This is a genomic window from Nocardioides sp. zg-1308 (assembly GCF_013155375.1).
Taxonomy (GTDB): Bacteria; Actinomycetota; Actinomycetes; order Propionibacteriales; family Nocardioidaceae; genus Nocardioides; species Nocardioides renjunii.
This window is the reverse complement of record NZ_JABJQY010000002.1, coordinates 871,715-884,278: the sequence shown is the minus strand read 5'-3', so window position 1 is coordinate 884,278 and position 12,564 is coordinate 871,715. Positions and strand designations below refer to the sequence as shown.

11 protein-coding genes are annotated in these 12,564 nt (G+C 73.0%); 7 read left to right on the top strand and 4 right to left on the bottom strand.

What is annotated here, in order from left to right; all coding sequences use genetic code 11:
• Positions 1-14: 14 nt before the first annotated feature.
• Positions 15-1,517 carry an amidohydrolase gene (locus HN031_RS06035; RefSeq protein WP_172267664.1) on the top strand — a complete coding sequence of 501 codons (1,503 nt, stop codon included), beginning with the start codon at positions 15-17 and terminating at the stop codon, positions 1,515-1,517.
• A gap of 34 nt (positions 1,518-1,551) precedes the next feature.
• Here HN031_RS06035 and HN031_RS06030 read toward each other — a convergent pair whose 3' ends face one another.
• On the bottom strand, positions 1,552-2,733 hold the full coding sequence (locus HN031_RS06030; protein ID WP_172267661.1) for a helix-turn-helix domain-containing protein: 1,182 nt from the start codon (positions 2,731-2,733) through the stop codon (positions 1,552-1,554).
• A 104-nt stretch (positions 2,734-2,837) separates the two neighbouring features.
• Here HN031_RS06030 and HN031_RS06025 point away from each other — a divergent pair, with 104 nt between their 5' ends.
• Both HN031_RS06025 and HN031_RS06020 read left to right on the top strand, forming a co-directional pair.
• On the top strand, positions 2,838-3,968 hold the full coding sequence (locus HN031_RS06025; protein WP_172267658.1) for a ferredoxin reductase: 1,131 nt from the start codon (positions 2,838-2,840) through the stop codon (positions 3,966-3,968).
• Between the two features lie 34 nt (positions 3,969-4,002).
• Complete coding sequence (locus HN031_RS06020; RefSeq protein WP_172267655.1) at positions 4,003-5,235, top strand: acyl-CoA desaturase; 1,233 nt, start codon at positions 4,003-4,005, stop codon at positions 5,233-5,235.
• Here HN031_RS06020 and HN031_RS06015 read toward each other — a convergent pair whose 3' ends face one another.
• Genes HN031_RS06015 through HN031_RS06005 form a run of 3 tightly spaced genes read right to left on the bottom strand, consistent with a single transcriptional unit; the run spans position 5,236 to position 8,337 of the window.
• Complete coding sequence (locus HN031_RS06015) at positions 5,236-6,261, bottom strand: LacI family DNA-binding transcriptional regulator (RefSeq protein ID WP_367650664.1); 1,026 nt, start codon at positions 6,259-6,261, stop codon at positions 5,236-5,238.
• Between the two features lie 10 nt (positions 6,262-6,271).
• Positions 6,272-7,432 carry an MFS transporter gene (locus HN031_RS06010; RefSeq protein WP_172267648.1) on the bottom strand — a complete coding sequence of 387 codons (1,161 nt, stop codon included), beginning with the start codon at positions 7,430-7,432 and terminating at the stop codon, positions 6,272-6,274.
• On the bottom strand, positions 7,429-8,337 hold the full coding sequence (locus tag HN031_RS06005; RefSeq protein ID WP_172267645.1) for an ABC transporter substrate-binding protein: 909 nt from the start codon (positions 8,335-8,337) through the stop codon (positions 7,429-7,431). Before HN031_RS06005 ends, HN031_RS06010 begins: the two co-directional genes overlap by 4 nt.
• 157 nt (positions 8,338-8,494) lie before the next feature.
• On the opposite strand from HN031_RS06005, the gene HN031_RS06000 reads away from it, so the two are divergent.
• The 4 genes from HN031_RS06000 to HN031_RS05985 all read left to right on the top strand — a co-directional run bounded on the left by HN031_RS06000 (position 8,495) and on the right by HN031_RS05985 (position 12,561).
• Entirely contained in the window at positions 8,495-9,307 is an 813-nt protein-coding gene (locus HN031_RS06000) for an ABC transporter ATP-binding protein (RefSeq protein ID WP_172267642.1), read from the top strand.
• Positions 9,297-10,196 (top strand): ABC transporter permease, encoded by a 900-nt coding sequence (locus HN031_RS05995; protein ID WP_172267639.1) that lies wholly within the window; start codon positions 9,297-9,299, stop codon positions 10,194-10,196. Before HN031_RS06000 ends, HN031_RS05995 begins: the two co-directional genes overlap by 11 nt.
• 13 nt (positions 10,197-10,209) lie before the next feature.
• Positions 10,210-11,280: an ABC transporter substrate-binding protein gene (locus tag HN031_RS05990; RefSeq protein ID WP_172267637.1), complete on the top strand. Its 1,071-nt coding sequence runs from the start codon at positions 10,210-10,212 to the stop codon at positions 11,278-11,280.
• Between the two features lie 123 nt (positions 11,281-11,403).
• Positions 11,404-12,561: a S9 family peptidase gene (locus tag HN031_RS05985; RefSeq protein WP_172267635.1), complete on the top strand. Its 1,158-nt coding sequence runs from the start codon at positions 11,404-11,406 to the stop codon at positions 12,559-12,561.
• The last annotated feature ends 3 nt before the right edge of the window (positions 12,562-12,564 follow it).

The window sequence follows — 12,564 nt, the reverse complement described above, 5'->3', positions numbered from 1 at the left end:
CATACGGTGGGCCCGTGCTGATCAGCAACGTCCACCTGGTGGCGGTCTCGGGACCGCTCCCGGCCCCTGTCGCGGGGCTGCTCGACGTCCGCGTCGACGGCGACCGGGTCGTGGAGGTCGGCCCCGGGCTGGCCGCCGCCCCCGGCGAGGCGTCGTACGACGGGGGCGGGCGGTGGCTGGCGCCGGGGCTGTGGGACCAGCACGTGCACCTCGGCCAGTGGACCCTGAGCTCGGCCCGGCTCGACCTGGCGCCGGCCCGGTCGAGCGCCGAGGCGGTCGACCTCGTCCGCGAGCGGCTCGAGCAGTGGCCCGACCTGCCGGTCATCGGCTGGGGGCACCGGCCGACCGCGTGGCCCGCCAACCCCACCGTGTCCGACCTGGACGCCATCGGGACCGACCAGCCGATCGTCCTGATCGCCGGGGACGGCCACCACGGGTGGCTCAACACCACCGCCCTCCACATGCTCGCCCTCTCGAGCCGCGACACCGTGGTGAGCGAGACCGAGTGGTTCCTGGCCTACGGCCGGCTGGCCAGCGTGCTCGGCACCGACGGCACGGGCCCCGAGGCCTACCGCCGCTCGATGGAGGCCGCCGCGGCGCAGGGCGTCGTCGGGCTGGTCGACCTCGAGTTCAGCGGCGGCGTGGCCGACTGGGCCGCGCGCTGGGCCGGCGGCGCCGACCTGCTCCGGATCCGCCACGCCTGCTACGCCGACGGCCTCGACGACGTGCTCGCCCGCGGCCTCCGGTCCGGCGACCCGCTCGACGGCGACCCGCGCCTGACCATGGGGCCGCTCAAGATCATCAGCGACGGCTCCCTCAACACGCGCACCGCCTGGTGCTGCGAGCCCTACGCCGACAAGGCCGTCCCCGGTCACGAGGAGGGCCAGCCCAACCAGACGCCGGAGGAGCTCCGGGCTCTCCTCGGCCGAGCCGTGGCCGGTGGCCTCGAGGTCGCCGTGCACGCCATCGGCGACCGTGCCGTCACCGAGGCGCTCGCCGCCTTCGAGGAGACCGGCGCGCGCGGCAGCGTCGAGCACGTGCAGCTCACCACGCGCGACGACGTTCGCCGGATGGCCGCGCTCGGCGTCCGCGCCAGCGTGCAGCCGGCCCACCTCCTCGACGACCGCGACGTCACCGAGCGGCTGTGGCCCGGCCGAGCCGAGCGCTGCTTCCCGCTGCGGTGGATGCTCGACGACGGCGTCGAGGTGGTGCTCGGCTCCGACGCGCCCGTCTCGCCGCTCGACCCGTGGCTGGCGATCGCCGCGGCCGTGCACCGCTCCGGCGACGAGCGGGAGCCGTGGCACCCGGAGCAGGCGATCACCGCCCGCGAGGCGCTGGCCGCCTCGACCGACGGCTGGGGGACGGTCGCCCCCGGCCACCCGGCAGACCTGGTGCTGCTCGACGCCGACCCGTTGGACGGCGGCTCCGACCGCGAGCACGCCACGGCGCTCCGCGGCTTCGCCGACCGTGTCGCCGTCACCTGGGTGGCGGGGCAGGTGGCCCACGCCCGGTCCTGACCGCCCGGCGGGCATGCGGCGGCCGCCGGCCGGGTCAGGCCAGCGCGAGCGTCGCGTCGAGGACGAACGCCGGGTCCTCCAGCCGGTCGCCGTAGACCTCGCGCAGCTGCCCGACCCGGTAGCGCACGGTCTGGGCGTGGACGAAGAGCTCCTCGGCCACCGCCTCGCGCCGGCCGTGGTGGAGCAGCCAGCTGCGGAGGGTGTCGGTGAGCTTCTCCGCGGTCGAGGGCCGCAGCTCCGCCAGTGGCGCGAGCACCCGGGCGCGCAGGTCGGCGCGGGCGTCGGGGTCGGCGGCCAGCAGGAGCGCGGCGAGGTGCTCGTCGGAGTCGACCAGCCCCTCGAGGCCGAGGGCGGCGCACCGCAGCGCCCGGCGGTAGGACGCCGACGCCTCGAGCCACGGGACGCTCGGGCCGACGACGGCGTCGGTGCCCTGCAGCGCCCGCAGCAGCGCCGGCCGCGCGGCGGCCGACCCGGTGCCGGGCACCAGCAGCGAGGCGTGTCCCTCCGGCAGGCCCGGCACGTCGTCGGTCGGCTGGAGCGTGCGGGGGTCGAGGGCGGTGAGCGCGGCGGACATCTGCGACTCGGCCAGGACGACGGCGGTCAGCGCCCCCGGCGGCTCCCAGTCGGCCCGCTCCGCCGCGGCGTTCACGGCGTCGGCCGGCGCGCCGGTGAGGAGGGCCCGGGCCAGGCGCTCGAGGTTGCGCTGGCGCACCCGGCCGCTGCTCTCGAGCTCGTCGGTGTGACCGGCGACCGAGGCGGCCGAGAGCTCGTCGATGTAGGCGAAGACCAGCTCGGCGAACCGCGCCAGCTGGCCGGCGTCCACCCCGGCCTCGACCGCCACGTCGGCCATGTCGCGCCACGAGGCGCGGGCGCCGATCCGGTAGGCGGAGAGCAGCGCCTCGACGGTGCGACCGCTGCGCGCCTCCCCGCGGCCGAGCTGGTAGGCACCCTCGATCGCCGGCGCCTTGGGGGCGTCGGCGTCCTGCCGGGTCGCCAGCGTGAGGAAGCCGCCGAGCGCGAGCTGGACCGCGTTGCGGATCACCGCTCCCATCCGCCCGCTCCAGGCCCCGGCATAGCTGGGCACCTCCTCGACGATCCGCAGCACCGCGCTGTCGGCCACCTCGGCCAGCCGCTCGCGCAGCGCGTCGGCGACCTCGGGGTCGAGGCCGACCACGGTCTGTAATTGTGTGGCCGGGCGCACAGGGCGGTTGCTCATCGAGGCTCCTGGGGTCGGTCTTGTTCGCGACGAACAAGACTGTACGCCTCGATTCACGTGCGCAGGGCAGGAACCGTGGCCGCTCATCGGGCACATTGGGTGTCATGAGCACGACTCTCGAACCTCAGGCGCCCGGCACGTCGCGCAGCCGACGCCTGGGCGACCAGCTGGTGCGGGTCGCCGAGGCGGCGACGACGCCCTACCTGCCGGCCGACTTCATGGACCTCTTCGCCCCGCTGCGCTCGGGCGCCGACCTCCGCGGCCGCATCGAGTCCGTGCACCCCGAGACCGCCGACGCGGCCACCATCGTGATCCGTCCCGGCGCCGACTGGGCCGGCCACGTGCCCGGCCAGTACCTCCGGATCGGCATCGACGTCGACGGCGTACGCCAGTGGCGTGCGTACTCGCTCACCCACGGTCCGCGCCGCGACGGCCGCATCTCGATCACCGTCAAGGCCGTCCCCGACGGCCTGGTCAGCAACCACCTCGTCCACGAGGCCCGCCCCGGCACGCTGGTGCACCTCGAGCAGGCCGCGGGCGAGTTCGTCCTCCCGCCGGAGGGCGGCAAGTTCCTCATGGTGACCGCCGGATCGGGCATCACGCCGGTCATCGGCATGCTGCGCAACCTCTTCCCGAGCACCGACGACGGCGTCCTGCGGCCCGCCCGCAGCGCCGAGCACGACATCGTGGTCGTGCACGTGGCGCCCAGCCACCCCCACTCGATCTTCATCCGCGACCTCGAGGCGCTCGACGCCGCGGGCGCGATCCGCCTCGTCGCGCGCTACGACGACGAGCACGGCGTCCTCGACGTCGCCGACCTCGGCGACCTCGTGCCCGACCTCGCCGAGCGCCAGACCCTGGCGTGCGGCCCGGCCGGCCTGCTCGACGCCCTCGCCGCGCACCACGACGCCGCCGGCATCACCCTCACCACCGAGCAGTTCCGCACCGCCCGCGTCGAGCCCGGCGACGGCGGCACCGTGACCTTCGCCTCCGGCACCACCCTCGACCTCGACGGCGCGACGCCCATCCTCGACGCGGCCGAGGCCGCCGGGGTGCTGATGCCGAGCGGCTGCCGGATGGGCATCTGCATGGGCTGCGTCATCCCGCTGCGCGAGGGCAGCGTCCGCGACCTCCGCAACGGCGCCATCACCACCGCCGTACCCGGCGAGACCGGCGACCTCAAGGTGCAGACCTGCATCAACGCCGCCGCCGGCCCCTGCCACATCGACCACTGACCGCAGACCTCCCCGACACCCCCAGGAGATCGACATGACCACCGTCCAGAAGAAGGCCGTCCTCGGCCAGGCCAACCCCATCGCGCACCTCACCGAGGCCGACATCGAGCAGATCGGCATCGAGCTCGACGCGATCCGCCAGGACGTCATCGACGAGCGCGGTGCCAGCGACGCGGCCTACATCCGGCGCGTCATCGACACCCAGCGCAAGATCGAGCTCGGCTCGCGCGCGGTGCTCCTGTTCAGCGCCTTCCCGCCGGCCTGGGTGCTCGGCACCCTCGGCCTGAGCATCTCCAAGATCCTGGACAACATGGAGATCGGCCACAACATCCTGCACGGCCAGTGGGACTGGATGCGCGACCCCAAGATCCACTCCAGCACCTGGGAGTGGGACATGGCCTCGCCCGCCGAGCAGTGGAAGCACAGCCACAACGAGCTCCACCACACCTACACCAACGTCATCGGCAAGGACAACGACCTCGGCTACGGCATCATGCGCGTCGACGAGGACCAGCCGTGGACGCCCGCGTCGCTGGCGCAGCCGGTCTTCTGCTTCATCAACGCCGTCTTCTTCGAGTACGGCATCGCCGCCTACGACCTCGAGCTCGGCGCGGTCATCGCCAAGAAGCAGACCAAGGACCCCGAGTTCCGCCGTCGCGCCAAGCAGGTGCTCACCAAGATCCGCAAGCAGGCGACCAAGGACTACGTCGTCCACCCCGCCCTGTCGATCCCGACCGGCTCGTTCCTGCCCACGCTGGCGGCCAACGTCACCGCCAACATCGTGCGCAACCTCTGGTCCAATTCCGTCATCCTCTGCGGGCACTTCCCCGAGGGTGTCGAGACCTTCGAGAAGCGCTCCATCGAGGGCGAGACCAAGGGCGAGTGGTACGTCCGCCAGATGCTCGGCAGCGCCAACATCTCCGGCTCGAAGGCCTTGCACCTCATGACCGGCAACCTCTCGCACCAGATCGAGCACCACCTCTTCCCCGACCTGCCGTCCAACCGCTACGCCGAGATCGCGCCCAAGGTGCAGGCCCTCTTCGAGAAGTACGACCTCACCTACTGCGCGCGCCCGATGGTCCCGCAGGTCGCCTCGGCCTGGCACAAGGTCATCCGGCTCTCGCTGCCCAACGGCTGGCTCGCCACGACCACCAGGAAGAACGCCCCGCAGCAGCTCGCCATCCTCTACAAGATGGCCACCGGCGACCGTCGTACGCGTCGCCTGCTCGGGCGCAAGCTCGAGAGCGAGGCGCGCGCGGCTGCCTGATCAGCCGGCGCGCTGCGGCGGCGCCGTCGAGCCCCGCAGCACCAGGGACAGCGGCAGCAGCACGGAGCGGGCCGCGCGGTCCGGCTCGGCGATCGCGTCGAGCAGCATCCGCGCGGCCTCCGCACCGATCTGCTGGTGCGGGACCGAGATGGTGGTCAGCGGCGGCGCCAGCTTGTCGAGGAACGGCATGTCGTTGAAGCCGACGACGCTGATCCGGTCCGGGCAGGCGATGCCCCGCTCCGCGAAGACGTCGTAGCAGCCGAGGGCGATCAGGTCGTTGCCGGCGACGACGGCGGTGACGTCGGGTCGGCGGTCGAGGAGCTCGCGCAGGGCGTCGGCCCCCGACTCCTCGGTCCAGTGCTCGCAGGTCACGACGAGGGCCGGGTCGCCGTCGAGGTCCCGGTCGCGCACCGCGTTGCGGAACGCACGGCGCCGCGCGACGCCGGTCGACGTGGTCAGCGGCCCCGCGAGGTGGCCGATCCGGGTGTGGCCGAGCGCGACGAGGTGGGCGACGGCGAGCTCGATGCCGGCCGCGTCGTCCGGGGTGATCGAGGGCAGGTCGACCCCGTCGGGACGACGGTTGACCATCACCATGGGCACGCCCTCGCGGCGCAGCCTGGCCAGCAGCGGGTGGTCGATCAGCGCCGTCGCGACGATGAGGCCCTCGACCTGGCGCGAGCGCAGCAGCTCGATCTGGGCGCTCTCCCGCTGGGGGTCGTTGTCGGTGTTGACGATCAGCCCGCTGTAGCCGGCCGGCTCGAGGACGTCCTCGATGCCCCGCACGATCGGCGGGAAGAGCGGGTTGGTCAGGTCGGGGATGACCAGCCCGACGGTGCCGGACTTCGACGTCTTCAGGCCGCGGGCGATGGGGTTGGGCCGGTAGCCCAGGCCCTCGGCCACCTTCATCACCCGCCGCGCCGTCTCGGCGTTGACCAGCCCACGCGTGGCGGGGTTCAGGGCGCGGGAGGCGGTGGCCGGGTGGACCCCGGCGGCATCGGCCACGTCCCGGAGCGTGGGGGTCTGCACAGCAGGCATCCTAGGGTTCCTGCTGCTCGACGGGCCGGTGCCATCTCCTGCGGGCCGCCCAGGCGCCGATCCCGAGGGGCACGGCGAGGGCCGCGTAAGCGCCGTAGACGACCGCGAAGCGGCCCTCGTCCGCGAGGCCCGCCACGACGATCGCCCCGATGGCGCTGCCGACGAAGAGCGCTGCGGCGAAGAACGACACCACCACCGCGCGCGACTGCGGCAGCACCTCGGTGGCCCAGGTCTGCAGCGAGGAGTGCATCGCCGGCCAGGCGATGCCGAGCAGCACCGCCACGACGACCGCCACCGCGGGTCGCTGGGAGACCGCGAGGAGGCCGGTGGCGAGGGCGGCACACGCCGCGCCGAGCAGGATCAGCCGGGCCGGGTGCCACGCCAGCGAGAGCCGCCCCACCGACGACGAGCCGAGGAGGACGGCGAGCCCGTAGACCCCCGTCACCGCCCCGGCCACGGTGGTGGAGGCGCCGGAGCTCTCGACGGCCGTGGGCAGCAGGGTCAGCGCGCCGAGCAGCACGACGCCCTCGACGAAGGCGAAGAGCAGCACCAGCAGCGTCACCCGCGAGCGCGCGATCGTGGCCACGGAGGCTCGCGCGGTGGTGCGGGCGGCGGCACCGGCCGGCTCGGGCAGCCGGGCCAGGAGCACCGACAGCACCAGCGCCGCGCCGCCGGTGATGACGAAGGGGAGCCGCCAGGTGGCGATGTCCGCGAGGAGCCCGGCACCGGCGGAGGCCGCTGCCGTGCCGACGGCGACGCCGACCATGAGACCGGTGATGGCCTGCTGGCGTCGTGCGGGCGCCACCGTGTCACCCAGGTAGATCAGCGCGGACGGGTACGCCGCACCGAAGAACCCGCCGGCCAGCCCGCGGAGGATGCCCAGCACCAGCACCGTCGGGCTCAGCGCGGAGACGAGGCTCAGCGCGCCGGCGACGACGAGGCTCGTGCGCAGCACCCGGACGCGGCCGTAGCGGTCGGAGGCGAAGCCCCACAGCGGCTGCCCGAGCCCGTAGACGAGGAAGTACGCCCCCGCGGCGGTGACGACCTGCGTGAGCGGGACGTCGAGGCTCGCCGCGATCGCGACCAGCATCGGCGGCATCGCGAACCGGTCCAGCGTGCTGACCAGCGTGGTGGCCTGCAGCAGGCGCAGCTGTGCCCTCACCCGTGCCGGCTCACCAGGCCGGAGTCAGCCTCGAGGGCGGCGTCCAGCACGTCGCCGCCGTCGTCCGAGGGGGTGGGCAGGTACGTCGTGCGCAACCGGACGAGCGTCACGAGGCTCCCGCGGTCGACGTCCCCGTCGGGGACCAGGCCGTCACGGGGATCGCGCAGCCGGGCGAGGTAGCGCCGGGCGAGGTCGTCGTCGAGGTCGAGCCGTCGCGCCGCCGACTCCGTCACCTCGTCGTCGAGCCCGCCCGAGACGATCTCGCGAGCCGTCTCCAGGAGCGCGTCGGCGAGCAGGCGCGCCTCCTCGGTGCGAGCCGTGCCGGCCACGGCGACGACCGTCCCGAGGTAGGGCGAGAGCTGCTCCGCACCGGAGGCCAGCCGCACGCACCCGTGCTGCTCGGCGACCAGCTCGTTGCCGGCGTTGAGCATCGTCGCCGTGCAGCTGCCGGCCAGCAGCGCCTCCAGGCGTCGCGGGGTGGAGCCGAGCTGGACGAGCTCGTACTGGTCGCGCGCGACGCCGAGCGAGTCGGCCAGCGCGTAGAGGGCGAGCGCGAACCCGGAGGTGGCGACGTCGACGCCGACGCGGGCGCCGACCAGGTCCGCCGCCGTCGTGCCCGGCCGGCCGTAGAGACCCAGCCCCATCCCGCGGTCGACGGCCGCGACGATCCGGACGTCCGCGACCTCGCCCAGCGGGTTGAGGGGGTTGAACCGGTAGGCCAGGACGTTGTCCGGGCTGGTCAGGGCGACGTCGAGCTCCTCGTCGATCAGCGAGCGGAACTGTGCCGGCGACGAGGTCACCGGGACCTCCTCGACCTCGAGGCCGCGCTCCCGGAGCCGGCCGGCGCGGTCGGCCACGTCGAGCAGGACCGACGGGGTGAAGGAACCGATGACGATGCGTGGCACCGGCGCACCATAGCCGATGACGCAGTCGTTTGCGGCGCGTCGTGGACGCGCGACGAGACCTTCTCAGCGTGGCTGGCGCCCATGCGGCATGTGACGCTTGACACAGTGGTGGACCTCGGGATACAAAGCGCGCAATCGATTGCTGCGCGGAGGTCCCATGAGTCAGGAGCTGGTGACCCGCCGCGGCACGATCGCGGTGCACGACGTGGTCAAGCGCTTCGACGGCGGCGTCCTCGCGGTCGACCGCGTGAGCCTCGACGTCCGCCCGGGCGAGTTCGTCTCGCTCATCGGCCCCAGCGGCTGCGGCAAGTCCACGCTGCTCCGCCTGATGGCCGGGCTGCTGCCGCTGACCGAGGGGCGGATCGAGATCAACGGCACCGAGGTGACCGATGCGCGCCAGGACGTCGCCCTGATGTTCCAGAAGCCCACCCTCCTGCCGTGGCGCACGACGCTGCAGAACGCGATGCTGCCGGCGGCCCTGCAGGGGAAGGCGGACCGGGCCGCCGAGGACCGGGCGATGCAGCTGCTGGACCTCGTCGGGCTCGCCGGCTTCGAGCACACCTACCCGCGCCACCTCTCGGGAGGCATGCAGCAGCGCGTCGCCCTCGCCCGGCTGCTGATGGTCGGTGCGGAGGTGCTCCTGCTCGACGAGCCGTTCGCGGCGGTCGACCAGATCACGCGCGAACGACTCAACCTGGAGCTGCTCAAGATCCACGAGCGCACCGCGGCCACGTCCGTGCTGGTCACCCACAACCTCACCGAGGCGCTCCTCCTCGCCGACCGGGTGGTCGTGATGAGCCCGCGCCCGGGTCGGATCTCGGACGTCATCGACGTCCCGTTCGCACGGCCCCGGGTCGCCGAGATGGCGATGGAGTCGGAGTTCCAGGAGCTCGTGCTGCGTGCCCACGCGGGCCTGCACGGGCCGGGGAGCAGCGACGTCGCCACCAAGGAGGACGCTCGTGGCGTCTAGGTTCGTGCCCAGCGTGCGGCGCATCCGCCAAGAGGTCACGCCCCCGCTCATCTTCCTCGTCTTCCTCGTCCTGCTCTGGAAGCTGGCGCTGTGGAACGAGTGGGTGTCGGACACCGTGATCCCGCACCCGGAGGACGTCGTCGTGTCGTTCTTCGAGCTCGTCTTCAGCGACATCATCTGGGACGACACCCTGGCCACGCTGTGGGAGACCGTGGCCGGGTTCCTCCTCGGCGCCCTGATCGCGCTGTCGCTCGCGGTGCCCTCCGGCCTCTGGCCGACGATGCGCCGGATGCTGCACCCCTACGCGATCGGTCTCCAGGTCACCCCGCGCATCGCGGTCGCGCCGATCATCATCGCCTGGGCCGGCTTCGGCTACAGCTCCAAGATCTGGATCGCGGCCATCATCGCGTTCTTCCCGATCTACGTGAACGCCCTGACCGGCATCCTCACCGTCGACGAGGAGTCGCGGGAGATGTTCCGGTCCCTCGGCGCCACCCGCTGGCAGTCGTTCAGCCGCCTCGTCGTGCCCAGCTCGCTCCCCATCATGTTCGCGGGGCTCAAGACCGCCGCCGGCCTGGCGCTCGTCGGCGCCGTCGTCGGGGAGTTCATCTCCGCGCAGCGCGGCCTCGGCGTGCTCGTCCAGCAGTTCAGCTACCAGCTCGCCGTGGACGACGCGTTCGCCGTCATCCTCATCCTGATGCTGATGGGCCTGCTGCTCTTCGCGGTCATGGAGTGGCTGGAGCGGGTGACGGTCTTCTGGCTGCACGACGCGCGGCTGGTGGCGCGCACCCGACGGCTCCAGGCCAGGGCGCAGAAGCGCCGGCCCTCCCCGTCCGCCCCGTCCGACCCGACGGCCACGCCTGCCGAGACAGCCGGTCTCGTCCGATAGAGGAGGAACCTCCATGCGCACTTCCAACAGACGGGCGTGGGTGCCCCTCGTGGTGACCGGTGCCCTCCTCCTCGCCGCGGGCTGCGGCGGCGACGACGACTCGGGCGGCGACGACGCCATGAAGATCACCTACTCGCTGCCGACGCCCGAGAGCCTGCTCTTCTACCCACCGATCGTGGCCGAGGAGCTGGGCTTCTTCGAGCAGGAGGGCGTCAAGGCGGAGTTCGTGACCGCGGGCGAGGAGATCCCGAGCACCGCGCTGGTCGAGAACGGCGACGTCGACATCGCCATGGCCGACATCGACGAGCTGGTGATCTCGCACGCCCAGGGCGGCACGCAGCAGGTGCCCTTCAGCCCCCAGCACAGCAACACCGCCGGCACGGTCGTGCCCGAGGACAGCCCGATCCAGGACTTCTCCGAGCTGGCGGGCCAGACGGTGGGACTCGCCTCGGAGGAGGACACCGCACAGGTCGAGGCGCAGCTGCTGGCGGCCGGACTGTCCGGGGACGACATCGAGACGATCGTCGTCGGGACGAGCGGTGGCCTCATCAAGCAGACCTTCGACGAGGGGGAGATCGACGCCTACGTCGGAGCGCGGTCGGACTTCACCGCGATCGAGGCGACCGGCACGCCGCTGCGCAACATCACCCCGGAGGACGTCCAGGCGATCGACGGCAACCCCGTCGCCGTCATGCCCGAGACGCTCGAGTCCAAGCGCGACGCGCTCGTGGGCTTCTTCCGCGCCTGGGCGATGGGGCAGTACGTCGGGCTGGAGCACCCGGACGTCGTCGAGCAGATCGTGCGCGACCAGGTCCCGGCCGAGTGGCGCAACGAGGCGGTCGCAGAGGCGGCGCTCGAGGGCTCGATCGAGCTCATGCAGCCCGACGACCCCGAGCGCATCGGGGACGTCCGCCCGGAGGTCTGGACGACCGCGCAGGACCTGCTCGCCAGCGTCGGCATCATCGAGGAGAAGGCCGACATCGCGGACATCCTCGACGACTCGTTGATCGAGGAGATCAACGACTTCGACCGCGCCGAGGTCGACGCCGCGGTCGAGGAGTGGCAGCAGGAGAACGGCGGGTAGGTCGCGGGGTCCGTGCAGTCGATTGCACCGGCCCGGCGCACTGTGGTCGGCGGCTTGACACACCGACGCGGACCGACAATGCTGCAGTCGATTGCAGTGACGTCGCACGAGGACCGGAGAGACATGGACGAGCTGGTGCGCTCCGCCATCGCCCACTGGGGCCCGCGCTTCACCACCAACGGCGTCACGGCTGCCGACTTCGCCCGGATCACCGCGGGCATCGAGCGGTGGGACGACTGGTGTCGCGTGTGGTCGGCCGAGGGCGCCGCGCACGAGTCCCTCGGGCGCGAGGCGCTGGCCGAGGGAAGGTCCCGCTCGGCCGGTGAGCACCTCGCCCGCGCCGCGGTCCACCACCACTTCGCGAAGTTCGTCTTCGTCGCCGACCCCGAGCAGATGCGGGCCGCGCACGCCCGGGCGGTCTCGTGCCTCACCGACGCCCTGCCCCACCTCGACCCACCCGGACGGCGCCTGGAGATCGCGTTCGAGGGCTCGCACCTGGTGGCCGTCGTACGGGTCCCGCGCGGCGAGGGCCCGCACCCCGTCGTGCTGATGCTGCCGGGCCTGGACTCGGCCAAGGAGGAGCTCGGCTCGACCGAGCAGACGTTCCTCGACCGCGGGATGGCGACGGTCACGCTTGACGGCCCCGGCCAGGGCGAGGCGGAGTACGCGCTGCCGTTGCGTGGCGACTGGGCCCCGGTGGCCGAGGTGGCCTGGGAGGCGATCGGCACCCAGCCCGACCTCGACCGCGACCGCCTCGCGGTGTGGGGCGTCAGCCTGGGCGGCTACTACGCTCCCCGGGTCGCCGCGGCGCTGGGCGACCGGGTCAGCGCCTGCGTCTCCCTCGCCGGCCCCTTCAACTTCGGCGAGCACTGGTCGTCCCTGCCCCAGCTCACCCGCGACACGTTGCGGGTCCGCTCCGGGTCCGTCAACGACGAGGAGGCACGGCGGCGCGCGCTCGAGCTCGACCTGTCGGAGGCGGCCGCTCACCTCGTCGCGCCGCTGCTGATCGTCTTCGGCCGGCAGGACCGGCTGATCCCCTGGGAGGACGCCGTCCGGATGCGCGACGCCGTCGCCGGGCCGGTCACCCTCCTCCTGCTCGAGGACGGCAACCACGGCTGCGCCAACGTCGCGCCGCAGCACCGACCCACGACCGCCGACTGGCTGGCCGCCCGCCTGCTCGGCGCACCCGAGCCCCACATCGCGTCGTACACCGCTGGTGCCACCACCGATCCCAACGCCGACCTCACCACCGACCTCACCGCTGCAACGAAGGCAGGCTGACTG